This is a genomic window from Bradyrhizobium diazoefficiens USDA 110, from assembly GCF_000011365.1.
Classification (GTDB): Bacteria; Pseudomonadota; Alphaproteobacteria; order Rhizobiales; family Xanthobacteraceae; genus Bradyrhizobium; species Bradyrhizobium diazoefficiens.
On the sequence record NC_004463.1, the window covers coordinates 8,227,321 to 8,251,528 of the forward strand.

Consider the following 24,208-nt stretch of genomic DNA (forward strand, 5'->3'; position numbering starts at 1 on the left):
AGTCCAGACTGCCGACGCCGAAAGATTCTGGATTGCTTCGTCGCAAGCGCTCCTCGCAATGATGATGTGGAGGCAGTTGCGAAGCCCGGATGGAATCTCGTAGCCCGGATGGAGCGAAGCGTAATCCGGGGCGCGGACGGATGACCAGAACCCGGATTGCGCTACGCTCCATCCGGGCTACGCACTTTTGTTGGGACAGCTATTCGGCCGCATCGAGGATCGGCGCCACCGTGGCCTTGAACTCCTGCACCGTCGCCATGTTCCTCGACCGGTAGATCAAACATGAGCAGCGCAGCAGCGAGGCGAAATTGTTGACCTCGCCGTGATGGTCGAGCACCTCGTTGTAGAGCGTGGTCAGGAACTTCCCGAGGCTCATGTTCTCCCTGGCCGCGATCTCCTCCAACGTGTCCCAGAACGCCATTTCCAGCCGGATCGAGGTGCAGTGGCCATCGATCCGCAAGGAGCGGGTCTGGGATTCGTAGTCGCGTTGGGGCTGGTGCGCGAAGAGATGGCACATGGCGTCCTCCCGTCCTGTTGCCGTTTTTTCACGATGCTACACCGCGGCCCGGCACCCCACAATCAGGACTGCAGCCGGAGATCGGTCCGTCCCGCCTGCGCGATTTTCTCGAACGTCCAATGTCTTCAATGTGATAGATATCCCTCTTCCCCAGCCCGCCACGTTCCTGTTGCTCAACACATGCTTTTGACGCAACACGGCTTAAGATAACGCCGTTCGCGAACCCAAGACCCGAGCCCATGCCCGTCCGCCAACTGCCAGAGCAAGTCGTCAACCGCATCGCCGCCGGCGAGGTGGTCGAACGACCCGCGAGCGTGGTCAAGGAGCTGGTCGAGAACGCGATCGATGCCGGCGCGAGCCGGATCGACGTCTTCACCGACGGCGGCGGCCGGCGGCGGATCGGCATCACCGACGACGGCAGCGGGATGACGGCGAAGGACCTCGCGCTCGCGGTGGAGCGCCACGCCACCTCCAAGCTCGACGACGAGGACCTGCTCCAGATCCGCACGCTCGGGTTCCGCGGCGAGGCCCTGCCCTCGATTGGCTCGGTGGCGCGTCTGTCGATCACCACGCGCCATGCCGGCGAGCCGCACGCCTGGGCACTCACCGTCGAGGGCGGCGAGAAATCGGAAATCATGCCGGCGGCGCTGGCCCACGGCACGCGCGTCGAGGTCAACGACCTCTTCTACGCGACGCCGGCGCGGCTGAAGTTCTTGAAGACCGACCGCACCGAGGCCGAGGCGATCCGCGAGGTGGTGCGGCGGCTCGCAATGGCGCGACCGGACGTCGCCTTCACGCTTGCGGGCGAAGAGCGCGCGCCCGTGACCTGGGCCGCGGCGCTACCCGGCGCCGCCGGACGGCTGACGCGGCTCGGCGACATCCTCGGCGCGGAGTTTCGCAGCCACGCCATCGAGGTCCATGCCGAACGCGAGGGCATCGTCGTTTCCGGCTATGCCGCAGCCCCCGCGCTGACCAAAGCCAACGCGCTCGGACAATATCTCTTCGTCAACGGCCGCCCGGTGCGCGACAAGCTGATCCTAGGGGCCGTGCGCGCGGCCTATTCCGACTATCTGCCGCGTGACCGCCACCCCGTGCTGGCGCTGTTCGTCACGCTCGATCCGCGCGAGGTCGACGCCAACGTGCATCCGGCCAAGACCGAGGTCCGCTTCCGCAACGCGGGCCTCGTGCGCGCGCTGATCGTCCATGGATTGAAGGAGGCGCTCGCGCGCGAGGGCCGCCGCACCGCCGCCAACAGCGGCGAGAGTGCATTGTCCTCGTTCCGGCCCGCCTTCACGCCGCGCCCGGCGAGCTGGGACTGGCGGGCCTCGCCGTCCGCGCCGGTCGCACCGATGCCGTCATTCGATGGCGCGGCGGCGCCCGCCTTCACGGAGCGCGCCCAGGCGGCGTTCGATGTCGGCGCGCCCAGTGCAGACGTGCGGTTCGAGACGCAGCCCGTCAGCGACCTCGTCGACCGCCCGCTCGGCGCGGCGCGCACGCAGATCCACGAGACCTACATCGTCTCGCAGACCCGCGACGGCCTGATCATCGTCGATCAGCATGCCGCGCATGAGCGCATCGTCTATGAGGGGCTGAAGGCCTCGCTCGCCGCCAACGGCGTGCAGCGGCAGATCCTCTTGATCCCCGAGATCGTCGAGATGGACGAGGCCACGGTGGAGCGCCTGCTCGAGCGCAGCGACGAGCTGGCCTCGTTCGGGCTTGCGATCGAATCCTTTGGCCCGGGCGCGGTCGCCGTGCGCGAGACGCCGTCGCTCCTCGGCAAGACCAATGCGGGCGGGCTCTTGCGCGACCTCTCCGAGCATATGGCCGAATGGGACGAAGCGCTGCCGCTCGAGCGCCGCCTGATGCACGTCGCCGCCACCATGGCCTGCCACGGCTCGGTGCGCGCCGGCCGCAGGCTGCGGCCCGAGGAGATGAACGCCCTGCTCCGCGAGATGGAGGAGACGCCGAACTCCGGCCAGTGCAATCACGGCCGGCCGACCTATGTCGAGCTGAAGCTCTCGGATGTGGAGAAGCTGTTCGGGCGGCGGTAATTTAAGCGTTGCGCTTCAAAAACACGAACTCCGTGTCGTCATAGGCGCGCCGCTCCAGCTCCTCGAAACCTTCAGGCGCCGTAAACTGCGCGGCCTTGGCCTCTTCCACCACCAGCAGCGCGCCCGGTGTCAGCCAGCCGCCGTCGCGCAAGCTCACAAGCGCCTTCTCCGCAAGTCCCCTGCCATAGGGCGGATCGAGGAACACCAGCGAGAACGGCTCGACGGGATGCGCCGGGCCGAGATCGGTCGCATCGCGGCGATAGACTTTTGTCACCCCGCCGAGGCCGAGCGATTCTACATTGTTGCGCAACAACGCCCGCGCCTCCGCACCGTTGTCGACGAACAGCACGAACTTCGCGCCGCGCGAAGACGCCTCGATGCCGAGCGCGCCGGTGCCCGCGAAGAGATCGAGCACGCGCGCGTCCTCGATCGGATCGTCATAGGCGTGCACGAGGATGTTGAACACGGACTCGCGCAGGCGGTCCGCCGTGGGGCGGATGTCGCGCGAGGACGGTGAGGCGAGATTACGCCCCTTCAAGCGACCGCCGACGACGCGCAATTAGTCCTCCCGCGGCGTCAAATCGCGCTTACCGTGATAGCCGCGCTTGGGACGGCGCGGGGGGCCATAGCCGCTCGCCTCCGCCTCGTTGCGCTCGCGCGCCTCCTCGCTGCCGGTGCGCTGCACCAGCACGCGGCGGCCCTTGCGGTCGTTGATCACGGCGCGCTTGCTGGCGGGCTTCTTCTCGTGCGGCGCGCCGTCATCGGTCGCAGCGGCCTTCTGCGGCACGTCGAACTGCGCACCCGACTTCTCGATCACCTTGTCGCCGAGCTGCTCGCGCAGCACGCGCGACTTGATCTCCTCGACCTGGCCTTCGGGGACCTCGCCGAGCTGGAACGGGCCGTAGGACACGCGGATCAGCCGGTTCACCTCGAGCCCGAGATGGGCGCAGACGTTGCGCACCTCGCGGTTCTTGCCTTCACGGATCGCGAACACCAGCCAGACATTGGCGCCCTGGTCGCGCTCGAGTGTCGCATCGATCGGGCCGTATTTGACGCCCTCGACCTCGATGCCAGCCTTGAGCTCGTCGAGCTGGGCCTGGGTGACGTCGCCATGGGCGCGGACGCGGTAGCGGCGCAGCCAGCCGGTGTCCGGCAGCTCGAGCGTGCGCGCGAGGCCGCCGTCATTGGTGAGCAACAACAGGCCTTCGGTGTTGAAGTCGAGCCGGCCGACGCTGATCAGGCGCGGCAGACCTTCGGGCAGATTGTCGAACACGGTCGGACGACCCTCGGGATCGTCATGCGTGGTCATGAGGCCGCGCGGCTTGTGATAGAGGAACAGCCGCGTGCGCTCGCGCGGCGGCAACGGCTTGCCGTCGACAGTGACGACGTCGTTCGGTGTGATGTCGAGCGCCGGCGAATTGATGACGCGGCCGTTGACGGCGACGCGGCCCTGCGTGACCATCTCCTCGGCGTCGCGGCGCGAGGCAAGCCCCGCGCGCGCCAGCGCCTTGGCGATGCGCTCGCCGGCCTTCTTCGGCTTCGGCGCGTCTTCGCGGCGCGGCCGCCCCTCGAAATCCCGATCGCGCTCGCGATAGGCGCCGCGGCCGCCGAAGGCCGGGCGCTTCTCGAAGATCCGGCTCTCGTCCTCGTTTTCGCGGCGCGGACGATCACCGAACCGGCCTTCGCTGCGCGGATGCTCGTGCCAGTCGGAGCGGCCTTCCGAGCGCTCGCGCGGGCGATTGAATTTCGGCCGGTCGCCGCCGCGCTCGCCATCGCCGTCACGACGGGGGCGATCGAATTTTGGACGATCATCGCGCGGGCGATCGAACTTGGGACGATCAAACTTGGGACGATCGAATTTGGGCCGCTCGCGGAACGGACGATCGCCCGACGGCCGATCGTCGCGCGAACGCGAGAACCGCGGACGGTCGTCGCCGCCTTCGCGCTTCTGCCAGGGCTTGTCTTCGCTGCGATCGCGGCCGCCAAAATCCTTGCGCGGACCCTTGCTGAAATCCTTGCGCGGCGGCCGGTCGCCGCGCGGACCCGCATCGCGCTTCTGCCACGGCTTCGAATCGCTGCGCTCGCCACGATCGCGCGGGCGGTCGCTGCGGTCCGGTGCGCCGCGCGAGAACTTCCGTTCGCCGTCGAACTTACGCTCCGGGCGGTCGCCACGCGGTGCGGAGGGCCGCTTGTCGCCGAACTTCCTGTCACCGGTCCGGCCGGCGGCGCGGGAATCGTCGCGATCCCGGCTGCGCGGCGGACGGTCGTCACGGCCATAGGACGGGCGATCGCCGCGCGGCTTGAACGGCCGCTTCTCGCCGTCGCGCGCGCCGCGATCCGAAAACGGACGGTCGCCACGCGGCTTGAAGCTGCGCTCACCGCGCTCCTCACCACCGCGGTCGTCGCGCTTGAAGCGCGGGCGGTCGCTGAAATCGCGGCGCGGGGCATCGCCCTCTTCGCGGCGGCGGAACGGACGGCCCTCGCGGTCACCGCGGGGTGGGCGGCTGTCGCCCTTGCCCTCAAAGCCGCGCTTGGCGAACTTCTTCTCGGGGCCGCGCGCCTTGCCGGAACGGCCCTTGGCCGGGCCTCGATCACGCCGGCCGCGGGAATCGTTGTCTTTGTCGCTGTCGCGAGGCATGAATAATCTCACTCAGGGGGTGGCCAGAGGGCAGTGTGCGCGCTCGTTCCGAGCCGCATGCTCAGGCAAAACCGGTATTCACTCTTGCTGAAGGCGGAGCTACTAGCAGGTTTCTGGCGATGATACGAGGCTTGAAAGCCCCCTCTTTCATGGATTTGGCGCTCAAAACGGCCGAAAATGCCGGAAAGGCGGGCGAAGTTCCGATCGGGTGCGTCGTGGTCCGCAATTACGAGGTCATCGCCACGGCCGCCAACCGGACGCTGACCGATTACGACCCCACGGCCCATGCCGAGATCGTCGCGCTGCGCGAGGCCGCGAAAAAGATCGGCAGCGAGCGCCTGGTCGACTGCGACCTCTACGTGACACTGGAGCCCTGCACCATGTGTGCGGGCGCGATCTCTTTTGCAAGGGTCAGGCGACTCTATTACGGCGCCGCCGACCCCAAGGGCGGCGCGGTAGAATCAGGCGTGCGCTTCTTTGCCTCGCCGACCTGCCATCACGCGCCGGACGTCTATTCCGGGGTCGGCGAGAGCGAAGCGGCGCGGCTGCTCAAGGAGTTCTTTCGGGAGCGGCGCTAGCTGCCTGCGAAGAACTCGCGCAGCGCCTTTGCGGTGACGTCGGGGTTCTCCTCGGTGAGGAAGTGCCCCGAGTCCACCGGCATTCCGTCGACGTTCGTGGCCCATTGCTTCCACGTATCCAGCGGTGTCGCTGCGGCCTGCGCGACGCCGGCGTTGCCCCACAGCGCCAGCATGGGAATGGTGATCTTCTTGCCAGCCTCGAAATCGGCCTTGTCGAGGTCGTAGTCGAAATAGGCGCCGGCGCGGTAGTCCTCGCACATCGCGTGCACGCGGGCGGGATCGCGGAACGGGGCGATGTAGTGTTCGAGCGCGCGCTCGTCGATGGCCTCTAACGTCTTCGACTTGGTCTGGCTCGCCATCTTGAAGCGCAGGAAGAACTCGCCATTGCCCGAGATCAGCGTCTCCGGCAGCGGGGCGGGCTGCGCCAGGAAGGTCCAGTGATAGATCTTCAGCGCGTAGGCGCGGTTCATCCGCTCCCAGTAATTATAGGTCGGCAGGATATCGAGCACGGCAAGCTTCGACAGCCGGCCGGGATGGTCGAGCGCGAGGCGGTAGGAGACGCGGCCGCCGCGGTCGTGGCCGGCGAGCGCGAAGTGCACGTGGCCGAGGCGCTCCATCGCCTCCACCATGGCCTTGGCCATCGCGCGCTTGCTGTAGGGCATGTGCAGCGCGTCGCTCTCGGGCATGTCGGACCAGCCATAGCCCGGCAGGTCGGCGATGATCAGCGTGAACTTGTCGGCAAGCTGCGGCGCCACGCGGTGCCACATCACATGCGTCTCGGAGAAGCCGTGCAGGAGCAGCAGCGGCGGCCCCTTGCCGCCGACGCGGGCAAAGATGCGGCCGAGGGAGGTGTTGATCCACTCGGAGGCGAAGCCGGGATAGAGGTCGGCGAGATCGGACATCTTTCTGCATCCTTGTCTGGTCAGTCCCGGAACCGCTTCCAACAAAAATGTCGAAAACAACCCCATGCACAGTAGCACGCGTCCTCGGCGAAGGGCGCTAAGCCCAACAGCCGACTACGCATTTTTGAAATGTCGATATGGCGGCGCGATGGCGCAAGGTTTTTTGCGCGCGCAGCGGAAAAACCGCTGTCAGCCCCTGGCCTTCTCCGCTTCCACCGCCTGCCAGCCGATGTCGCGGCGGCAGAAGCCTTCCGGCCAGTTGATGCGGTCGACGGCCTGATAGGCGCGGCCTTGCGCCTCCGTCACGGTCGCACCGAGCGCGCAGACGTTGAGCACACGGCCGCCATTGGCGAGGATCGCGCCGTCCTTTGCGACGGTGCCGGCGTGGAAGATCTCGACGGTGTCGACCTTGGCGGCCTCCTCCAGCCCCTGGATGCGCGTGCCCTTCTGGTAGTCGCCGGGATAGCCCTTCGCCGCCATCACCACGGTGAGTGCGGATTCCGGATACCAGCGCAGATCGAAATGCTTCAACTCCCCGTCGCAGGCGGCAATGAACGCCGGCACGATGTCCGACATCATGCGCAGCATCAGGACCTGGCACTCGGGATCGCCGAAGCGGACGTTGAACTCGAACAGCTTCGGACCCTGCGTGGTCAGCATGATCCCGGCATAGAGGATGCCGCGGAACGGCGTGCCGCGCTGCTTCATGCCGGCGACCGTCGGCAGGATGATCCTGGCCATGATCGCGTCATGGATCGCCGGCGTCACCAGCGGCGTCGGCGAATAGGCGCCCATGCCGCCGGTGTTCGGGCCGACGTCGTGGTCGAACACGCGCTTGTGGTCCTGCGCGGAGGCCAGCGGAATGGCGGTCTCGCCGTCGCACAGCGCGAAGAAGCTGATCTCGCGGCCCGGCAGGAATTCCTCGATCACGACTTCGGCGCCGGCTTCGCCAAAGGCGCCCTCGAACATCATGGCGATGGCGTCCTCGGCCTCGCGCACGGTCTTGGCGACGACGACGCCCTTGCCGGCGGCAAGACCGTCGGCTTTCACCACGATCGGCGCGCCCTGGCTGATGACATAGTCGCGCGCGTCCTTGGCATTGGTGAAGCGCTTGTAGGCGCCGGTCGGAATGCCGAATTCGGTGCACAGCGCCTTGGTGAAGCCCTTGGAGCTTTCAAGCTGGGCGGCCGCCCCGCTCGGCCCGAACGCCTTGATGCCGGCGGCGGTGAGGTCATCGACGATGCCGGCCGCCAGCGGCGTCTCCGGGCCGACCACCACAAGCTCGACCGCGTTCCTCTTGCAGAAGGCGATCACGGCAGCATGGTCGGCGACATCGAGCGCCACGCATTCCGCCTCCCGCGCGATGCCGGCATTGCCGGGCGCGCACCAGAATTTGGTCACCAGGGGAGAGGCTGCGATTTTCCATGCGAGAGCATGTTCGCGGCCGCCGGAACCGAGCAGGAGGATGTGCATCGAAGGCTCGAAAAGAGGGGTTTGCTGGGGCGGAGGTCGCACGAATCGGGGCGGGTCTCAAGGGGGTGATGCCCCACGCTCCCCGTCATTCCGGGGCGCGGCGAAGCCGCCCCTTCTCCGCTTGCGGTCACCTTTCGTTACTGCATCTGGGCGGGCTTGGCGAGGCTGCTGATGCGTCGGCGCAGCAGCCGGTTTTTGGTGCTGCGACCGGCGGTCGAGCGCGCGCCAAAAGCAGGGCTCGCGCTGCACGGCGGCGCGACGGAGCTACCGTAGAACCCCGGCGTTCGAGCGGCTGCGACTCAGATAAACTTGAGGTTGCCTACGGAGATTCCAGCATGGCAACTGATCCAAGCAAGTCCCGCTACCCTCACGTCCCGGAGCGCAACAAGCGCATCTGCGCCCGCTACGACGAAGGCCGCGCCTCTGGTCTGTCGTTGACGGCCCTCGGAAAGGAGTTCGGCCTCAATCGCGAGACCATTCGCGGCATCATCCGTCGCCGCGACAATGCGCGCCGACGAGCAGAGGCACTTGCGCCGCTCAGAGAGGCGTTTGCGAAGGGCGTAGGTCGGCAAGTCAGCGACCGTCGATAGGTCCACGGCGGAGCTAGACGAGATCAGGTGGAGCTAGACGAGATCAATTACGGTGACAGTGCACTAAACTTCAAGCCAAAGCATCGGACGACATAGTTTAGTGCACTGTCACCGTAATCCACCGTAATCCGAAGGCGCAAACAAAATCGGCGGATGAGTGAAGATCAACTCGTCAGCTAAGCACTCAAGATGTAGTTGGGAGCAGACCGTCGCCTGCGCTCTCCTCAGACCGGGTATCACAATGCCTAGAGACAGAATTGCTGAACTTATGACGATGAGGCAGCGCGCCGGAGGCAAGTACAAGCGCTGCCCTTCCTACACCGATTTAGCATCCCTGAAAGTCTCATGGCAGGCCAATAGAAAGCAAATCCCTGAGCTTTCCGATTTGCTTCCTGCTCGGGCGGTGACTCTTCTTGAGGTGTTTCTTCGTCGTTGGTTGGAGCGCTTGATTGATTTTGGATCGCCTTATGTCGAACGCGCATCCAAATTGAACCTTAGTCTCAAATTCGATTTCCCGATAGCCAAGGGCTTGCAGGGGGGCGCCGTAACATTTGGCGAACTCTTCGCGCACAGCGTATCTCTGAGTGAGATGAGTTCTATCTGCTCCACTTTCGAGAGGATACTGGAGGGCGATCTTTTTGAGGCGATTAAAAACACGCGCGACCGTTGGGAAGAAAAGCAGACTGGTCAACAAGGGAAGCCAATTATCTCTGATGTAGGTGCGGTGCGTGCATCGATGGCTCGTCTGCTAGAGGTCCGCCACATCCTAGTCCACGAATTTCCGTTGGAGGCGCCCTGCACTGATGCCGAATTGTTGGCCCTCGTTGACCACACAATATCGTTCTTGCACGCCGCTGACGAGCATTTCGCGAATCTGATTTTCCCTGACTATCCGATGACGCAATCGGAAATGAACGATCGAGCTGCACAGAGCTACGCGGCTCTTAACGAAGAGCTAGACAAGATATGCGCTCAAGTTAGAGCATACACAGGCCGCGACGAAGTTGACGCGGTGCAGAAACTCTGGGGCGAATTTAGAAACGCGGAAGCCGAACGACAAGCACAGCGCCACCTTGGCGGGACCATACGTAGGATGCTCTACATTCTGGCAGCTACCCGCATCACCGAAGCTCGCATTAAGGAACTGAGGGACTGGATTGAGGACCCCGGTGATTGATCGTGGATTTGAACGCGTTGGTCTGCAATAGCATGCATTAAAGAATTACGGTGACAGTGCTGGACTGCACCGTCACCGTAATTCCCCTGCCCGTAGCGGGCACCCGCTGCCAAAAATATTGCGGATGTATCATTACCATCGTACTATCTGTGAGTGTTTATTGGATAATGTAGGATCATTGCCATGCCATTCGAAGCGCCGCAGCTAGCGGCCACGCCCCCATCTCAATACGATGAACTGCCTCCGACCCTAGAGCGAGCGCTGTTTAGAAGGTTCTGGACTTCGCTTGTCATTGTAAGCTCAGTCATATTTGCCGTCGGGTCCGGCCTTTCGGCATTCGCGTCCCAGCTAATTGCATCAGTAATCGATGAAAGAGTTCGTGTGGCGAATGGAAGGATCGACAACCTAGTTCGGCCATATCAGATTAGGTACTCCGAAAATGAGTCCTGAAACGCTCAAATTCATCACCGATATCTCTCCATTCGGCACGGCACTTGCGACAGTGATTGGCGCGGTTTGGGTAGCCCTAACCTATTTCCGTAGTGAGAAGGACGCGGCAGTCACAAGAAAGTTTGAGAGCAGAAAGCCGTTCCTGGAGCTTCAACTGAAGCTCTACACCGAGACGGCACAAATTGCCGGCAAGCTTGCTGTCGCCGACATAAACAAGGCCGACTACAGTGATGCAGTCTATCGCTTCTGGGAACTGTATTGGAGCGAGCTTGCGGTGGTCGAGGACAGGCAAGTTGAGCGAGCCATGGAGCAAGTGGGCGACGCGTTAGCGAAGTTTCAGAATGGCGAACCACGCAAAGTCGTCGAAGATGCCGTTCTTGACCTAGCCCATGCACTTCGGGACGAGATAGTCAGCGAATGGGGTGCTCATATCGGCACAAGAATCAAAAAAATTGCCACGAGTGCCTGAATTACGGTGACGGCGCTGCACTAAATTCCAAGAATTACGGTGACAGTGCACTAAATTCCAACGCCAAATCATCAGTTGACTTGGTTTAGTGCACTGTCACCGTAATCTCCGATGATGTCCGGCTCTCCGACATCGGGCCGCGCTTCGTGTGCGAGCGCTGCGGCCAGCGCAGCGCGGAGGTGCGGCCGAATTTCGAACCGGCGAAGATGGGGGACAATCCCGGATGACGAATCCCATCTCCAGTGGTGAATGGGCTTTCTCGACGATTGCGCAGCACGATGCGACTCGCGCTCAACGACTTGAGCAAGCCATCGAATACGACCAGATCATCGAGAACCTTTCGTCGACTCTAAAAAAGGCGATAACAGCAGGCGACTACTGGTTGGGAGTTGATCGCTATCGCGGTTGCATGCGCGGAATCGTCCAGTTTCGCACCCAACCAGAGCTTTACGATTTGTTCTTCAACGCGAGAACCGGGTATCGCGCACAATTCTGGACATCGCCGCGTCGCGGGCTGGAGGCGAATGCTGATTGCGTTGCCAAGCTGACTGCGGCGCTCAAAGATCATCTACCAAACCAGTTCAGGGCAAGGGAGATCGTTTGCCGAACTGATGGCTTTACGCGCGAAGATGAGGACGCAGGCAGTTGCGCGATGGCGAGCGAGTCCTTCTTTGAATCACTCGACTCCAAATTCTCAAAAATATGGGTTTGCGAGCGACTGATTCAAGGCAAGCCGGGATCGCTCGTATCGCTCGGCGAGGTTCACTCAGGTATTCGGCTCGATGTTCGTCGTTGGCAAACTGCAAGGGCACCGTACCCATCATCCGAATTTGCGTGGCTGGACCTGAAGGGTGGTTTTGTCGGAGGCGATCAGCCAAAATCTCCAGAGACGCGGGCTCACGACATCCACTATCGCGGGTGGTCTTAAAATCGCAAGGCATCAGTCCGGATGGTTGCGGCCGCTCGGCGAAGATCGAGATCATGGCAGCACGCGAGACGCTGCAGTGGACCGAACCTGTGAATAGCCGGGACAAACAACCCGAGCCTCGCGGCTCTACCCTGCATTGTGCCATCGTGACGGCTCCGATTCGCAAGAAGGGGTTGCACCGCCATGGCATTGAACGCTTCGCGTTGGCCGCGATACTCTCATGAGGTCTCTAGTGCAAGATGATCAACACGCACCCGCGAAACCGCAGCTAGAATTTAAGGAAGTAGCCGTTCTTATTCCGCTAATCGGTACTGCAATCGCGATCAGCTACGACGTTGGATACTTCTACGGACTCGATATTAAGCTATTCACGCTCTTCTCGATCACCGAGCACGTCGTTTTCGCATTGGAAGCTACGCCAGTTGCGTTTGTATTGGCTATTTTTTTGATTGCCTATTTGGGCCCGGGCCTTGATGTGTTGCTTGGAGTAAAAGTCCACACTGCCGGGAAAAATATGCATAAGACTAAGAGACGATACGTCGATGCAGCAATACCCGCGGGTCTTGTTTTGCTCGTTGGAGTAGCCCTTTACTTCAGCTTCTTTGGATTGATCGCAGGACTAATCGCTGGCGCAGCCGTGACTTTTGTTCCGCTTGTTTCCCATTCCCAGAAGGTTAGTCTACTTGATCTCTGGTATTTTGATCATCGTTACCGCATTTGCAACCGGCCACGACTTTGCTCATTCTTATGTGTCACGCGGAGCCAGCGACCACTCGATTCAACTGGAAAATGAAAAGCTCGCGGTCAAACTTATTCGCGCTGGAGATCGAGGAGTTCTGTACTTCGAGCCGAATACCAAGCAGCTAGATTTCGTGAGATGGGACGCTGTAAGGAAATTGAGTAGCGCTTGGTGACAGCCAATTTGTCCCACGGCACCGCGTGGCAGGCTGTCACTTCGCGGCTTCCGCAATCGCGACCAACGGATCGGGCTCGTGCTTCGACAGACCGGCGGATGAGGGGTTGTATCCGCAAACACAAACAGGAGTAAGACTCGCAGAGAGAACCCCTCACCCGAGTGAGTCTGTGTCACCAGCGAAGATTCCCTCTCCCGCAAGGGGAGAGGCACCGCAATCAGCATTGCAGAAAGCTACACCTGCTTCCCCGCAATGATCTCCTGCAACGTCGCCACATGCCGCGCGAAGGCGCCGCGCCCCGCCGCGGTGGCGGTCACCGTCGTCTGCGGCTTCTTGCCGACGAAGGCCTTCTCCACGGACACATAGCCGGCCTTGGCCAGCGTCTCGATATGCGCGCCGAGATTGCCGTCGGTGGCGCCCGTCAGCTTTTTCAGCCGCGAGAACTCCAGGCCCGCCGTCGCAGGCAGCGCGTTCAGCGCCGCCATGATCTTGAGCCGCAACGGCTGGTGGATGATGTCGTCGAGCTCCGCCATTGGCTAGATCCGCCGCATCCAGAGGCCGCCGAGGATCAGCCCGCCGCCGTTGACGAAGGCCATCCAGAGCGGGAACGCCTCGCCGATGAAGACGAAGCCGATCAGCGTCAGCGCGGAGATGCCGAGACCGATCGCCACGAAGGCATAGCCGAACCAGAGGCCTGCCAGGGTGTAGAACAGCATGAAGTAGAGCGGCCAGAACGCCCCCAGCTGACGCGGGCCGAAATGGCCGATCACGTTGGTGCAGAGATAGCCGAAGGCGAAGAACAACACGAACACCAGGAGCAGCCTGATGTCGAAGGCTGCTCCCCGGGGATGATGCGGCGGATTGAGCAGGCGGAGCGCAACCAGGCCGCCGACACCGAGAACATCGACCGCAACCCAGGCGTAGACCGCATAGACCGGCCAGAGCCAGGTCACGAGATTGCCTGCGAGCACCAGCACGCCCCACCAGACGGCCGCATAGCTCGCCAGTTCGTAGAGCTGCGATTGCTTCACGCGCTGGACGATGTCGTCGATGTCGGCCAGCGCTGCGGACGCCTCCTTGCTGTCGATCATGTCGTCCCTTTCAGTCCCAGCGCTATCTCGTATGACGCTCGGTGACACCTGAGCGCACGCCTCGTCCTTCGAGACGACCGCTTCGCGGTCTCCTCAGGATGAGGCTCAGCTGCACCAGTCCCCTTTGAAGCGACCGCCGCAAACTCCGCCCTCATCCTGAGGGTCCGCCGCAGGCGGGCGTCTCGAAGGATGGCCGCGGGGAAGCCGCTCCCATATGCGCTTGCCTTGCCATCAGCGGATCGCATCATGACTGCCCGCTCCCGCGCGTTGCCACGTCCTCGGCGATCGCCGAGATCGCCTTCGGGCTGGTGACGATGCCCATGTGGTTGATGCCGTCGATGATCTTGACGTCGACCGACGGTTTGATCGCCTGCACCGCCTCCGCATATTTATCCGAGATCATCATCTCGTCCTCGGCACCGCCGAAGATCGTGATGGGGCGTGTCGTCGCCGCGAGATCGAGACGATAGCCGCGCGTCGCGAAATTGCGCATCAGGCGGTCGGAATAGGTGGGGACGAGATACTTCGCCGAATTCGCAGGCACGGCCAGAGCAAGCACCGGAAGCTGCGAGCAGCAGTCGATGCCGAGCTTGCGCAGGGCGGTGAGGCCGAGGAGGCGGGGAACGTCGGCATTGGCCCAGCCGCCGGAATGCGGCTTGTTGGTCGGCGCGTCATAGCCGAGATAGGGCGCGAGCAGCACGGTGCGCACGAACATGTCCTGCATGATCGGCGTCGCGGCAACGCGCAGCGAGAAGCCGGCGCCGGCTGAATGGCCGATCAGGGTCAGCGGCAGATCGGGCGCGGCCTTGCGGACATGAGCGACGAAATCGACGAGGTCGTCCTCGAGCTGGCCGACATAGCCGATGTCGCCACGGGTGCCAGAGCCGCCATGGCCGCGCATGTCGAGCGCCCAGGTCTCGACGCCGCGCAAGGCGATCGCATGGGTCAGCGCGTGGTTGACGGTGCCGCTGGAGCCGGAGGAGCCGTGGATGAAGATCGCGCCAAGGCCGCTCGCCGGCCCGTTCGGGACGTAGTGGCGAAAGCCGATCCAGGTGCCGTCGCGGGCCTGAAAACGCTCGAGCGGCGGCATGGTCGAGAAGTCGACAAGCTTCACCGACTCCGAGACCGACCGCATCTCCGGCGGCCGCTCCGGTGGCGTTGCGATCATCGCGACCAGGATCAGCGCCACGGCGCCGACTGCGCACAGGGCCCATTTCAGTCCGTTCAACACGCCGCGCAGCAGCTGCTTCGCCATGGGCTCAACTCCATTCAACTCACCATCGATAGAGAACTCTATATTACAGAGTACTCTCCAAATCAATCCCCGGATTGGCGCCGCGCGGCGAAAATCCTTAACGTCGGGTCTGACCCCAAAATGCCGAATCGTTTGCCGATGCCGCCCGCGGAACCCCTGCTCAACGCCCCCGAATTCACCGTCTCCGAGCTTTCACAGTCCCTGAAGCGGACGGTGGAGGATGCCTTTGGCCATGTCCGGGTCCGCGGCGAGATCTCGGGCTTTCGCGGCGCCCACTCCTCCGGCCACTGCTATTTCGCGCTCAAGGACGAGAGCGCCAAGATCGAGGCGGTGATCTGGAAGGGCGTGCACGGTCGGATGCGCTTCAAGCCGCAGGAGGGGCTCGAGGTCATCGCCACCGGCAAGCTCACGACCTATCCGGGCTCCTCGAAATACCAGATCGTCATCGAGGCGCTGGAGCCGGCCGGCATCGGCGCGCTGATGGCGCTGATGGAGGAACGCAAGAAGAAGCTTGCCGCCGAGGGCCTGTTCGACGAGGCGCGCAAGCAGCTGCTGCCCTGGCTGCCAGAGGTGATCGGCGTCGTGACCTCGCCGACCGGCGCCGTCATCCGCGACATCCTGCACCGGCTGGAGGACCGCTTCCCCCGCCATGTGCTGGTGTGGCCGGTCAAGGTGCAGGGCGAAGGCTCGGCCGAGCAAGTCGCGGCCGCGATCCGCGGCTTCAACGCGCTGCCGGAGGGCGGCAAGATTCCGCGGCCCGACGTGCTGATCGTCGCGCGCGGCGGCGGCTCGCTGGAGGATCTCTGGTCGTTCAACGAGGAGATCGTGGTGCGGGCAGCAGCCGAGAGCATGATCCCGCTGATCTCCGCCGTGGGCCACGAGACCGACATCACGCTGATCGATTTCGTCGCCGACAAGCGCGCGCCGACGCCGACAGCGGCGGCCGAGATGGCTGTGCCGGTGCGCAGCGATCTGTTCGTCGAGGTCGCCGATCTCGCACGGCGCACCCGCGCCTATTGGCAGCGCGCCCACGAAAGCCGCCGCAGCGAATTGCGTGCGGCCGCGCGTGCGCTGCCGGCGGCCGGAGATCTGCTGGCGATCCCGCGGCAGCGGCTGGATTCGGCGGGCGCCGCCCTGCCCCGCGGCTTGAAAGCCAACACGCATGCGCATTTCCGCAGGTTTACTGCGGCGGGCGCAAAGCTGACGCTGCGGGTGCTGCACGGGCAGATCGCGCAGGCCGATCATCGGCTCACCGTGTGCGGCGAGCGGCTTGGTCTCTCCGCGCGGTCGCTGCTGCGGCAGCGGCGCGACCGCTTTGCCGGTCTCGAGGTGCGGCTGCGTGCCTCAAAACTCTCCAACGCACAGGCGCAGCGCAACGCGATTGCCCGCCAGCGCGAACGCACGCATCGCCTGGCCGAGCGTGCCAACCGTGCGCTGGTGACGCTGCTGCAACGGCTCGACGCCCGCGTCGAGGCCAGCGGCAAGCTGCTCTCGGCGCTGTCCTACCGCGGCGTGCTAGCGCGCGGCTTTGCGCTGGTGCGGGACGAGGCCGGCCATCCCCTGCATTCGGCCGACAGCGTCGGTCCCGGCGCACGCGTCGAGATCGAGTTCGCGGACGGACGTGTCGGCGCGACAACGGATGCGGATCGTCCGGCGCCTCCTGCCAAGCGCGCACAGCAACCGAAGCCGGCCGCGCAGGAGACCAAACCCGCGCCGAAGCGCGTCGGCAAGCCGGTGGATCAGGGCAGTTTGTTCTGAGTTGGCGGCTCACTCTCCGTGTCGTCCCGGCGAAAGCCAGGACCCATTACCCCAGGAAGTAGTTTGGCGAAGACTGATCGTTCGGGACTAATGCCGCGTACAATCGATAGATTCCGCGGTATGGGTCCTGGCTTTCGCCAGGACGACGTCGGGGAGAGTTGGTCGCCCTCTCAATACACATCAGCGTGGAAGGGTGGGAGACGCAACAGCCCGCCTAGCGGCAGGACAATCCCGCGTCGATCGTGGTCCAGAAGCCGCAATGTTCCGGCGCGAGCATTGGCGCGCCGGCGTGGGCTTCGAACAGGAAGATCGCGACGGTGAAGACGATCAGTGCGGAGGAAAAAAGGACGATGCGGTTGCGCATGTGGGATGCGTTTAACCGACATCGTGGTCGAATGATGGCACCGTCCCGTGCTGAAACCGCAGCCATGCGCGATCCGTAGATTCACTGTCGGCCACTCTCCGTGCAGGGCGGTGGTCGATGCGGGGCTGTCCGCCTCAAGTTGTTCCTCGGGCGGCCCCGCTTGGGAATCCGTAGCCCCCTAGCCCGCATGAGCGCAGCGATATCCGGGCTTCTGGATCTTCATCACCGCGCCAGCCACTCCGCGACGTCCTTCTGCGACTCCGCGCGCGCGACCGCATCGGTGCCGAGATGGCCGTGCTCGGGCGCGGCGGCGTCGCTGCTGCCGCTAGCTGCGTGCAGCGGCGTGTTGGCGCGGTCGAAGTCGTGATAGGCGCCGGGATAGACCACGATGCGCGCGAGCGCGCTGCGGCCATGCGCACCCTCGACCATCTGGCGGCAGGCCGGCGGCGACGACACGTCGTCATTGGCGCCGATCAAAACCAGGGTCGGCACCCGCGTGCTCCAGCCGAGACCGGCGGAGATGCGGCAATCCGGATAGAACGCGATCGCCGCGCGGAAATCCGGACCTGCGTCGCGCGCCGCGTTCTGCGGGCGCACCGCCCACAGCAGCGTGCTCGCGCCGTTGGCCCAGCCGATCAGGCTGACGCGGTCGCGCGCGACCCAGACCTGCTTCATCAGCCAGGCGCGCGCGGCCGCGACGTCGGCGACACGCTCGCGCCGCGCCTTGACGTGCGTCTCCTTGACGCGGCATTGCGGCCCGAGCTCGCGCGAGCCGTAGCTGTCGGGCAGCAGCACCGCGTTACCGGCCTTGAGCAGCCGCTCCGCCCAGTCGCGATAGCGCGGCAATACGGGATCGGCATGGCCGCCGAGGCCGCCGCAGCCATGCAGCGCGATCACGGTCGGAAACGGCCCGGCGCCCTCGGGCTTGTAGAGCTGGGCATGCAGGATTCCGGAGCCGAGCGGAATCTCGACCTGCTGCGGCGCAGGCGCAGCGCGCGCGGCCGACATCAGCAGCATCAGGAACAGGGCGGTCAATCGAAGGCGCATCGGGCTCTGCCGTATCAGGTGCCGGCCGCTTGCGCCGGGACGATCCTTCGCCCGAAGCACTATCATGCGAAAACGGCGGCAAAACATCACAAACCGGTGGGTTTACCGGGCGGACAGGCCGCCCTATCTATGCTACATCCCGTCCAACACATCGTGCCCTCCAGGGTTTTTTACGGAGAGGCCTTCCACGGAGACTTTCGACCGTGCTGAACAAGTTCGGCTCTTCCGGCAATGGCGAAGCGCAGGTGCAATATCTCGACGGCGATTTCCGCGTGATCTCGCCGGGGACCTATGTGCGCTGCGCGATCACCGACACGCGGATCCCGCTCGACGAATTGAAGTACTGGAGCGTGGACCTTCAAGAAGCCTACGCCACGCCGGCCGCGGTGCTGCAGCGGCATTTCCCCGGCGCGCCAAAGCCGCAGCCGTGAGGCCGCGCCTGCGCTGCTAGTGCTGCTCAGTGGCATCCCCGCCCACGCAGGTCTTGATGAAGGTCTTCCTGGGCTCGCCGACGACCTTCTGATTGATCGCCTGCTTGAGGCAATCGACCCGCGCCTGCGCCATGCAGAGCTGCATCTGGTCGCGCTTGTCCTGTCCCTTCAGGTCTTGCGTCGTGCCGAGACACGTCACGCGCCTGGTCGCGGGAACCGGCACCGTGCCGGTCGAAGCGGCGGGCGGCGTCGTTTGTGCAAACACGGGCGCAATGATCAGACACACAAGGCTGGCGGCGACAGTCGCGGACGGCAATTTCATCGAATTCTCCCGATCGGTCCCGGACCGATAGGCGTTTTGCGATGAATGTCGCGTGAATGGCGGGCTGCCGCAGGGTGCGGCAAAGCGAAAGCGTGCCCACCATCACTTCGTCGCGGGCGTGTGCTCAGGCTTGGTGAGATTGTGTTACGTTGGGGGCAGGACAGTTTGGGAGCTCGAATGGGACGCCCGAATGCATTCGACGGGATGATGCACGAATTCTGTGCGAACCTAGGTTGGTGTGGCGGCGTCGAGGATCGCACGCCGCTGCACGTGCTTCCGAGCGCAGCCAACTGAAGACTGTCTCCGTGAAGCACATCGGAACGGACGTCGTCGATGCGAGCAAGCTTCGCTCCGGGCATCACGGCGTGTAAATTGCGCCGCGCTATTCCAGCCACCGCGGCAGGGGCAGCGCACCTCAACTGCGGGTCTCACAGCCAAAATGATCTCCGTCGTGCCGATCTGCGTTGCATCGAACAGTGCTTGCACTCCTTGGTGAGTCATTTCGCGCTGTGGTTGGATTCTTTGGTGCGACTTGGCGCCCTTAAGTTGTTTGACGAAGTCTTGGTGAAACAGAGGGCTGCTATAGTGCGTGTTAGGTAACTGGCCCTGCTCTTTTTATCGCGCAGACAATCAAGTCAACCAAACGGCCATCGAGCTTTGGAATTGGCGCAGTCTGTGAACGGGCTCATATCGAAGAGCCATCTGGCGGGTTACGATCACCTCGAAAATTTGCGGTGAAATATTTGTAAATCGAAAGTCAAACGATGGGGGGGATCATGCCCACCATACTGGACCTGCTCTATCGTGAATATTGCCGCGCCCGCCTCGCTGAAATGCGGAAACAGCTGCTGATCGCAGCTGAACGCTCTGAAGCTCTCGAAGCGCATTATCATCCTGCGGACCAGGGTGACGATGAGAGGACGGACGTACAACGCAAGACCGGTCGCGGCGTGCCGACTTGAAGCGGCACCAAGACCGGCGATCTCTCCCGCGTAGCAGTGACCAAGCAATTGGCAGCAGTTTGGGAGCAAGCAATGAATACACCCGAATGCTATACTGTCATGGTGGCCTGCGCCTCGTGCCTGACCATCATCGGAATGATAGCCGTTGGAGCCTGGTGAGGGGGCCTGACCGCTGAGCCGGGATTGCACTCCGTTAGCGGGCCCGCTGCCAAGCACGTTCAGTCGGACCTAGGACGCCGGACGCAGCACGCGCCGTCCCGCATCGTCCGTCAATGGACGCCGCAAGGCCTTCGCCGCGCCTCAGCGTGCAGACCTGCTTCTTGCTGTGAGGAAAGCGTTGCCGCCGCTTGATGCGATTGCGGCGGCATCGCTCGAGATCCGGATATCAGCCTCCGGGCGGAGTATACGAAGAACGCAGCTTCGCCGCGTTCTGGCGGACCTGCTTGATCTCGTCCTGCGTGAACAGCCGGGTCAGCTTCACGTTCTGCAGGGTGCCCGCCGTGACGGTCAGGCCGGAAATCGCCGGAGCCGCACTCGGATCAGGCACATCGAAAATCACCAGAACGCCTGGACCGTCGGCCGCAACGCTGTACATCGAAATCAGCTTGCCGCCGGCCGCTTCGATAAGTTTCCTCGCCGCCTCCTGGCGATTGGTCGTGGGGTTTTCCAAAATGGCGTTGAGAGCGCGTGGTGTGTATTGTCCAGTGAGGCAAAAATGCATGGCATGTTCTCCTCTGAGCTTTTGGCAATGACTCTCCCAGCCGTTCCGAACTTATCGGTACGGTCTCGCATCTGAAATGATGAAGGTACGTTGCCCGCCGTGGGCATAAACGCCGCCGATGATTGCCGGGAGTTCGGCACGTCCCGGTGACGGCTCTCATCGAAGGCTACATCAACTCCCGAACCTGCGGAAGAGAATTCATCCGCCGCGACATGTCGCCCCGGTGTCGCACGCGATCAACGCCTGCCGAACCGCCGCTCGCGCGCCTTGTAGAGATGATCGCTGATCAATTGCCGCAACTTTGCCGGGTCATCGAATTCGAGCTGCACCGCGAACGGCACGATGCCGTTGGGCACGCCCTCGCTGCCGCGCAGGCGCGCGAGATCCTTTTCCGTAGTCACAAGCGTCAGCTGCTCGCGCTGTGCTTCCGCCGCGAGCGCGGCGATCTCCTCGGGCGAGAACATGTGGTGATCGTCGAAGCGACGCGTGCGCGCGACATCGATGCCGCTGGCGCGCAGGGTGCGGAAGAAGCGTTCGGGATCGCCAATGCCGGCGAACGCGAAAACCCGTTTGCCGAACAGCTGCGCGACCGAGGCTGCATCCGGCTTCAGGCGCGCGCGCAGCTCCGGCTTGTTGCGCTTGGCAAGCTCGGCGGCGACGTCGTTGGCGGCGCGGCCGTCGCCGATCAGCACCAGCGCGTCGGTACGCGCGAGCTGGGCCTTCAGCGGCGCGCGCAGGGGACCGGCCGGAAACACCTTGCCGTTGCCGATGCCGCGCTCGCTGTCGATCACGATCAGCGAGGCATCCTTGAGCAGACGCGGGTTCTGGAAGCCGTCGTCCATCAGGATCACGGTCGCGCCTTGTGATTTGGCGAGCGCGACGCCGTCGAGGCGGTCACGCGCGACGACGACCGGGACGTCGCGCGCCATCATCAGCGGCTCGTCGCCGACATCGGCTGCGATGTGACGCGCGCCGTCGACCATCACCGGGCCCTGCAGGCGCCCGCCATAGCCGCGGCTGAGCACGACAGGCGTCTCGCCGAGCTCACGCAGGAGCTTCGTCAGCGCCAGCACGGTCGGCGTCTTGCCGGCGCCGCCGACATGGTAGTTGCCGACGCAGATCACGGGGATGCCGGCGTCGAATCCCTGGAGCGCCATGCGACGCGCCGTGATCGCGCCGTAGAGCGCGCCCAGGGGACGGAGGATTTGGGACTCTGGGGAACGCGGCCGGTACCAGAAGGCCGGCTCACGCATTGGCGGCCCCCATCTCGATCCGCAATTGCAGCAGATACGGCTCGAGCGCGGTCATGGTGCGCTCCAGCGCGCCGCCGAGCTGCTCGACCACGCTGCTGCCTGCCTGCTGTATCTTGTCGCGCACGGCGGGATCGGCCAGGAGCTGGCCGAGCTGCTTGACCAGGATCTCCTGCGTGTCGGCCTGGCGCGCGCCGCCGCTCGCATCGAGCGCTTCGTAGACGTCGGCGAAATTGAAGACGTGCGGACCATGGACGATCGCCGCACCGAGCTTGATCGCCTCGATCGGATTCTGGCCGCCATGGCGGATCAGCGACCCGCCCATGAACACGATCGGCGAGAGCCGGTAGAACAGGCCGAGCTCGCCCATGGTGTCGGCGACATAGACATCGGTCGCGGCCGTCGGCAGCTCCTCGCGCGAGCGCAGCGCCGGCTTCAGGCCCGACGCGGTGATCAGGCCAGCGATCGAGGAGCCGCGATCCGGATGGCGCGGCACGATCACGGTCAGAAGCTGCGGGAAGAAACCGACGAGGCTGCGATGCGCCGCCACCAGCATCTCGTCCTCGCCCGGATGGGTCGAGGCCGCGACGATGATCGGACGCCCGCGCGTCATCGCCATCAGCCGTTCGAGCTTGGCGGGATCGGCCGGCGGCGCCGGCACGTCGAGCTTGAGATTGCCGGTGGTGAGGACGTCGCGGCCGCCGAGCGCGGAGAAGCGTTCGGCGTCAAGCTTGGACTGCGCCAAGCAGATGTCGAACCGCGACAGCAGCGCCGAGATGGTACCGTACATGCGCCGCCAGCGCGGGAAGGAGCGCGGCGACATCCGACCGTTGATCAGCACCATCGGCACCCGCCGCGTTGCGCCCGCCAGGATCAGGTTCGGCCACAGATCGGATTCGATGAACAGCGCCAGCGACGGCTTCCAGTGGTCGAGGAAGCGCGCGACATAGCGCGGGGAATCATACGGCACGTATTGATGGATGACGTCGGGTGGAAAGCGTTTTGCGACGACGGCGGCCGAGGTGACGGTGCCGGATGTGAGCAGGATGCGCAAATTGAGATCGCGCAGCCGCCCGATCAGCGCCGCCGCGGCCAGAACCTCGCCGACGCTGGCGCCGTGGATCCAGACCAGCGGACCATGCGGCCGCACATCCCGGGACAGGCCGCGCCGCTCGCCGACACGCGCGGGGTCTTCCTTGCCCTGCTTCAGCCGCCGCTTGATCAGCGCAGGCGCGAGCGGCACCAGGCCGGAAGCCAGGCGCTGGTACATCCGCAGCGTCATCGGCAGCGCTCTGGGCAGCGAATTAGGCATCTTGCGGCCCCGGGCGGCCGAGCTGCGCATAGGCGCGCCGGGTCGCTTCGTTCAACGTCTCCTCCAGCTCCAGCCGCAACGCTTCCATCATGGCGGCGTCGGCGTCCGGCGGAACGTGGATTTCCTTGATGCCGACCAATGCGCCCCGCCCGAACGGCAGGTTGATGGTGGTGCGGTCCCAGTTCTTGAGCCGGATGAAACGGCTGGTCGCCATCGCGAAAGGCATGATCGGCCGCCCCGATTCCCGTGCCAGCATGATGATGCCGAGCCCGGCCACGCGCGCGCGCTTGGGGACATCGGCGGTCAGCGCGACATTACAACCGTCCTGCAACGTCCGCACCATCTCCTTGAAGGCGCCGACGCCACCTTTACGGTGGAAGGCACTGCCATGATCCCCGGAACCGCGGATGAGGCCGATGCCGAGCCGCTCCACCGCGATGGCGTTGAACTCGCCGTCGCGGTGCCGGGAGATCAGGACCTTGGCCCGGTAGGAGTCCTTGTTCTTGATGAACGGGGTGAGGAAATGCTGGCCGTGCCAGAAGGCGAAGATCGCCGGGATCTGCGGCTCGACGATGTCATAGACGTCGGGCGGATCGAACGTGAATTTGTTGGTCCGCCAGACCAGACGCAGATATTCGGCCGCCAGGACCCCGACGGCACGCTGAAACCAGCTGCTTCGCAGCGTATTGCGAAGCAGCTTTTTCAACGCGCCTTCGTTTCTTGATTCGGGTCGAGCAGCCGGTGGAGATGGACGATGAAGTAGCGCATCTGCGCATTGTCGACCGTGCTCTGCGCCTTGGCGCGCCAGGCGACGTGGGCGGACGCATAGTTCGGGTAGAGGCCGACGATCTCGACGTCGTCGAGGTTCTTGAAGGTGTTGTGCTCGAGATCGAGCAGTTCGCCTCCGATGACGAGATGAAGCAGTTGTTGCGGGGCACTATCTGGCATGGGTTCTCTTCCTAACGGGCTGCCCGGCAAAGCAGTGTTCGACAAGCACAGCGAAAGCGC

Annotated in this window: 26 protein-coding genes; 10 read left to right on the forward strand and 16 right to left on the reverse strand. The window is 64.0% G+C overall.

What is annotated here, in order from left to right:
* Window positions 1-199: 199 nt before the first annotated feature.
* The gene (locus BJA_RS38005; protein WP_011090224.1) at window positions 200-517 is read right to left on the reverse strand and encodes a ribbon-helix-helix domain-containing protein; all 318 of its coding nucleotides are present in this window, start codon (window positions 515-517) and stop codon (window positions 200-202) included.
* A 239-nt stretch (window positions 518-756) separates the two neighbouring features.
* Here BJA_RS38005 and mutL point away from each other — a divergent pair, with 239 nt between their 5' ends.
* On the forward strand, window positions 757-2,568 hold the full coding sequence (gene mutL / locus BJA_RS38010; RefSeq protein ID WP_011090225.1) for a DNA mismatch repair endonuclease MutL: 1,812 nt from the start codon (window positions 757-759) through the stop codon (window positions 2,566-2,568).
* Between the two features lies 1 nt (window position 2,569).
* Here the strand turns inward: mutL and rsmD are convergent, their stop codons facing one another.
* Together rsmD and BJA_RS38020 are read right to left on the reverse strand one after the other, a co-directional pair.
* Window positions 2,570-3,127, reverse strand: a complete 558-nt coding sequence (rsmD, locus tag BJA_RS38015; RefSeq protein WP_011090226.1) for a 16S rRNA (guanine(966)-N(2))-methyltransferase RsmD — start codon at window positions 3,125-3,127, stop codon at window positions 2,570-2,572.
* Window positions 3,128-5,206: a pseudouridine synthase gene (locus BJA_RS38020; protein WP_038967299.1), complete on the reverse strand. Its 2,079-nt coding sequence runs from the start codon at window positions 5,204-5,206 to the stop codon at window positions 3,128-3,130.
* Between the two features lie 119 nt (window positions 5,207-5,325).
* On the opposite strand from BJA_RS38020, the gene BJA_RS38025 reads away from it, so the two are divergent.
* Window positions 5,326-5,784, forward strand: a complete 459-nt coding sequence (locus tag BJA_RS38025; protein ID WP_011090228.1) for a nucleoside deaminase — start codon at window positions 5,326-5,328, stop codon at window positions 5,782-5,784.
* Here BJA_RS38025 and BJA_RS38030 read toward each other — a convergent pair.
* Window positions 5,781-6,686, reverse strand: coding sequence for an alpha/beta fold hydrolase (locus tag BJA_RS38030; RefSeq protein ID WP_011090229.1), 906 nt, complete (start codon window positions 6,684-6,686; stop codon window positions 5,781-5,783). The genes BJA_RS38025 and BJA_RS38030 overlap by 4 nt on opposite strands.
* Window positions 6,687-6,875: 189 nt before the next feature.
* Window positions 6,876-8,159 (reverse strand): phosphoribosylamine--glycine ligase, encoded by a 1,284-nt coding sequence (gene purD / locus BJA_RS38035; RefSeq protein WP_011090230.1) that lies wholly within the window; start codon window positions 8,157-8,159, stop codon window positions 6,876-6,878.
* Between the two features lie 335 nt (window positions 8,160-8,494).
* Between purD and BJA_RS38040 the strand changes: the two genes are divergently transcribed.
* The 5 genes from BJA_RS38040 to BJA_RS38060 all read left to right on the forward strand — a co-directional run bounded on the left by BJA_RS38040 (window position 8,495) and on the right by BJA_RS38060 (window position 12,566).
* The gene (locus tag BJA_RS38040; protein ID WP_110117256.1) at window positions 8,495-8,749 is read left to right on the forward strand and encodes a hypothetical protein; all 255 of its coding nucleotides are present in this window, start codon (window positions 8,495-8,497) and stop codon (window positions 8,747-8,749) included.
* 274 nt (window positions 8,750-9,023) lie between these two features.
* Window positions 9,024-9,926, forward strand: a complete 903-nt coding sequence (locus tag BJA_RS38045) for a lysozyme inhibitor LprI family protein (protein ID WP_162494159.1) — start codon at window positions 9,024-9,026, stop codon at window positions 9,924-9,926.
* A 439-nt stretch (window positions 9,927-10,365) separates the two neighbouring features.
* Window positions 10,366-10,845, forward strand: coding sequence for a hypothetical protein (locus tag BJA_RS38050; RefSeq protein WP_011090232.1), 480 nt, complete (start codon window positions 10,366-10,368; stop codon window positions 10,843-10,845).
* Window positions 10,846-11,068: 223 nt separating this feature from the next.
* On the forward strand, window positions 11,069-11,773 hold the full coding sequence (locus BJA_RS38055) for a hypothetical protein (protein WP_038967302.1): 705 nt from the start codon (window positions 11,069-11,071) through the stop codon (window positions 11,771-11,773).
* A gap of 232 nt (window positions 11,774-12,005) precedes the next feature.
* Window positions 12,006-12,566: a hypothetical protein gene (locus BJA_RS38060; protein WP_162494160.1), complete on the forward strand. Its 561-nt coding sequence runs from the start codon at window positions 12,006-12,008 to the stop codon at window positions 12,564-12,566.
* Between the two features lie 354 nt (window positions 12,567-12,920).
* On the opposite strand, the gene BJA_RS38065 is transcribed toward BJA_RS38060, so the two are convergent.
* The 3 genes from BJA_RS38065 to BJA_RS38075 form a co-directional block, all read right to left on the reverse strand.
* Window positions 12,921-13,220 (reverse strand): winged helix-turn-helix domain-containing protein, encoded by a 300-nt coding sequence (locus tag BJA_RS38065; protein ID WP_011090236.1) that lies wholly within the window; start codon window positions 13,218-13,220, stop codon window positions 12,921-12,923.
* A gap of 3 nt (window positions 13,221-13,223) precedes the next feature.
* Window positions 13,224-13,778, reverse strand: coding sequence for a hypothetical protein (locus tag BJA_RS38070; RefSeq protein WP_038967303.1), 555 nt, complete (start codon window positions 13,776-13,778; stop codon window positions 13,224-13,226).
* 244 nt (window positions 13,779-14,022) lie between these two features.
* The gene (locus BJA_RS38075; protein WP_038967304.1) at window positions 14,023-15,033 is read right to left on the reverse strand and encodes an alpha/beta hydrolase; all 1,011 of its coding nucleotides are present in this window, start codon (window positions 15,031-15,033) and stop codon (window positions 14,023-14,025) included.
* Between the two features lie 120 nt (window positions 15,034-15,153).
* On the opposite strand from BJA_RS38075, the gene xseA reads away from it, so the two are divergent.
* Window positions 15,154-16,791: an exodeoxyribonuclease VII large subunit gene (xseA, locus tag BJA_RS38080; RefSeq protein WP_011090239.1), complete on the forward strand. Its 1,638-nt coding sequence runs from the start codon at window positions 15,154-15,156 to the stop codon at window positions 16,789-16,791.
* Window positions 16,792-17,005: 214 nt separating this feature from the next.
* On the opposite strand, the gene BJA_RS42505 is transcribed toward xseA, so the two are convergent.
* Window positions 17,006-17,155 carry a hypothetical protein gene (locus BJA_RS42505; protein ID WP_165448178.1) on the reverse strand — a complete coding sequence of 50 codons (150 nt, stop codon included), beginning with the start codon at window positions 17,153-17,155 and terminating at the stop codon, window positions 17,006-17,008.
* A gap of 222 nt (window positions 17,156-17,377) precedes the next feature.
* Window positions 17,378-18,202, reverse strand: coding sequence for a dienelactone hydrolase family protein (locus BJA_RS38085; RefSeq protein WP_038967309.1), 825 nt, complete (start codon window positions 18,200-18,202; stop codon window positions 17,378-17,380).
* A gap of 203 nt (window positions 18,203-18,405) precedes the next feature.
* Here BJA_RS38085 and BJA_RS38090 point away from each other — a divergent pair, with 203 nt between their 5' ends.
* Window positions 18,406-18,633 (forward strand): DUF2093 domain-containing protein, encoded by a 228-nt coding sequence (locus BJA_RS38090; RefSeq protein ID WP_011090242.1) that lies wholly within the window; start codon window positions 18,406-18,408, stop codon window positions 18,631-18,633.
* Window positions 18,634-18,649: 16 nt separating this feature from the next.
* Here the strand turns inward: BJA_RS38090 and BJA_RS38095 are convergent, their stop codons facing one another.
* Complete coding sequence (locus tag BJA_RS38095; protein WP_011090243.1) at window positions 18,650-18,955, reverse strand: hypothetical protein; 306 nt, start codon at window positions 18,953-18,955, stop codon at window positions 18,650-18,652.
* A gap of 776 nt (window positions 18,956-19,731) precedes the next feature.
* On the opposite strand from BJA_RS38095, the gene BJA_RS38100 reads away from it, so the two are divergent.
* A complete protein-coding gene (locus tag BJA_RS38100) occupies window positions 19,732-19,917 on the forward strand; it encodes a hypothetical protein (protein ID WP_028174626.1) in 186 nt (61 codons plus the stop codon).
* A gap of 385 nt (window positions 19,918-20,302) precedes the next feature.
* Here the strand turns inward: BJA_RS38100 and BJA_RS38105 are convergent, their stop codons facing one another.
* From BJA_RS38105 to BJA_RS38125, 5 genes are all read right to left on the reverse strand, one after another.
* A complete protein-coding gene (locus BJA_RS38105) occupies window positions 20,303-20,638 on the reverse strand; it encodes a GYD domain-containing protein (protein ID WP_011090245.1) in 336 nt (111 codons plus the stop codon).
* 236 nt (window positions 20,639-20,874) lie between these two features.
* Window positions 20,875-21,891, reverse strand: coding sequence for a tetraacyldisaccharide 4'-kinase (lpxK, locus tag BJA_RS38110; RefSeq protein WP_011090246.1), 1,017 nt, complete (start codon window positions 21,889-21,891; stop codon window positions 20,875-20,877).
* A complete protein-coding gene (locus BJA_RS38115; RefSeq protein WP_011090247.1) occupies window positions 21,884-23,230 on the reverse strand; it encodes a 3-deoxy-D-manno-octulosonic acid transferase in 1,347 nt (448 codons plus the stop codon). Before BJA_RS38115 ends, lpxK begins: the two co-directional genes overlap by 8 nt.
* On the reverse strand, window positions 23,193-23,906 hold the full coding sequence (locus BJA_RS38120; RefSeq protein WP_028174623.1) for a lysophospholipid acyltransferase family protein: 714 nt from the start codon (window positions 23,904-23,906) through the stop codon (window positions 23,193-23,195). Before BJA_RS38120 ends, BJA_RS38115 begins: the two co-directional genes overlap by 38 nt.
* On the reverse strand, window positions 23,903-24,148 hold the full coding sequence (locus BJA_RS38125) for a DUF4170 domain-containing protein (protein ID WP_011090249.1): 246 nt from the start codon (window positions 24,146-24,148) through the stop codon (window positions 23,903-23,905). The genes BJA_RS38120 and BJA_RS38125 overlap by 4 nt, the downstream gene beginning before the upstream one ends.
* Window positions 24,149-24,208: the final 60 nt, after the last annotated feature.

Coding starts and splice junctions, on each gene's coding strand:
- BJA_RS38125 (WP_011090249.1), bottom strand. CDS start 24,148: ATGCCAGATAGTGCCCCGCAACAACTGCTTCATCTCGTCATCGGAGGC.
- lpxK (WP_011090246.1), bottom strand. CDS start 21,891: ATGCGTGAGCCGGCCTTCTGGTACCGGCCGCGTTCCCCAGAGTCCCAA.
- BJA_RS38100 (WP_028174626.1), top strand. CDS start 19,732: ATGCCCACCATACTGGACCTGCTCTATCGTGAATATTGCCGCGCCCGC.
- BJA_RS38115 (WP_011090247.1), bottom strand. CDS start 23,230: ATGCGCAGCTCGGCCGCCCGGGGCCGCAAGATGCCTAATTCGCTGCCC.
- BJA_RS38085 (WP_038967309.1), bottom strand. CDS start 18,202: ATGCGCCTTCGATTGACCGCCCTGTTCCTGATGCTGCTGATGTCGGCC.
- BJA_RS38105 (WP_011090245.1), bottom strand. CDS start 20,638: ATGCATTTTTGCCTCACTGGACAATACACACCACGCGCTCTCAACGCC.
- BJA_RS42505 (WP_165448178.1), bottom strand. CDS start 17,155: ATGCGCAACCGCATCGTCCTTTTTTCCTCCGCACTGATCGTCTTCACC.
- BJA_RS38005 (WP_011090224.1), bottom strand. CDS start 517: ATGTGCCATCTCTTCGCGCACCAGCCCCAACGCGACTACGAATCCCAG.
- purD (WP_011090230.1), bottom strand. CDS start 8,159: ATGCACATCCTCCTGCTCGGTTCCGGCGGCCGCGAACATGCTCTCGCA.
- BJA_RS38075 (WP_038967304.1), bottom strand. CDS start 15,033: ATGGCGAAGCAGCTGCTGCGCGGCGTGTTGAACGGACTGAAATGGGCC.
- BJA_RS38055 (WP_038967302.1), top strand. CDS start 11,069: ATGACGAATCCCATCTCCAGTGGTGAATGGGCTTTCTCGACGATTGCG.
- BJA_RS38065 (WP_011090236.1), bottom strand. CDS start 13,220: ATGGCGGAGCTCGACGACATCATCCACCAGCCGTTGCGGCTCAAGATC.
- BJA_RS38095 (WP_011090243.1), bottom strand. CDS start 18,955: ATGAAATTGCCGTCCGCGACTGTCGCCGCCAGCCTTGTGTGTCTGATC.
- BJA_RS38050 (WP_011090232.1), top strand. CDS start 10,366: ATGAGTCCTGAAACGCTCAAATTCATCACCGATATCTCTCCATTCGGC.
- BJA_RS38030 (WP_011090229.1), bottom strand. CDS start 6,686: ATGTCCGATCTCGCCGACCTCTATCCCGGCTTCGCCTCCGAGTGGATC.
- BJA_RS38040 (WP_110117256.1), top strand. CDS start 8,495: ATGGCAACTGATCCAAGCAAGTCCCGCTACCCTCACGTCCCGGAGCGC.
- BJA_RS38045 (WP_162494159.1), top strand. CDS start 9,024: ATGAGGCAGCGCGCCGGAGGCAAGTACAAGCGCTGCCCTTCCTACACC.
- BJA_RS38025 (WP_011090228.1), top strand. CDS start 5,326: ATGATACGAGGCTTGAAAGCCCCCTCTTTCATGGATTTGGCGCTCAAA.
- BJA_RS38070 (WP_038967303.1), bottom strand. CDS start 13,778: ATGATCGACAGCAAGGAGGCGTCCGCAGCGCTGGCCGACATCGACGAC.
- xseA (WP_011090239.1), top strand. CDS start 15,154: ATGCCGAATCGTTTGCCGATGCCGCCCGCGGAACCCCTGCTCAACGCC.
- BJA_RS38020 (WP_038967299.1), bottom strand. CDS start 5,206: ATGCCTCGCGACAGCGACAAAGACAACGATTCCCGCGGCCGGCGTGAT.
- mutL (WP_011090225.1), top strand. CDS start 757: ATGCCCGTCCGCCAACTGCCAGAGCAAGTCGTCAACCGCATCGCCGCC.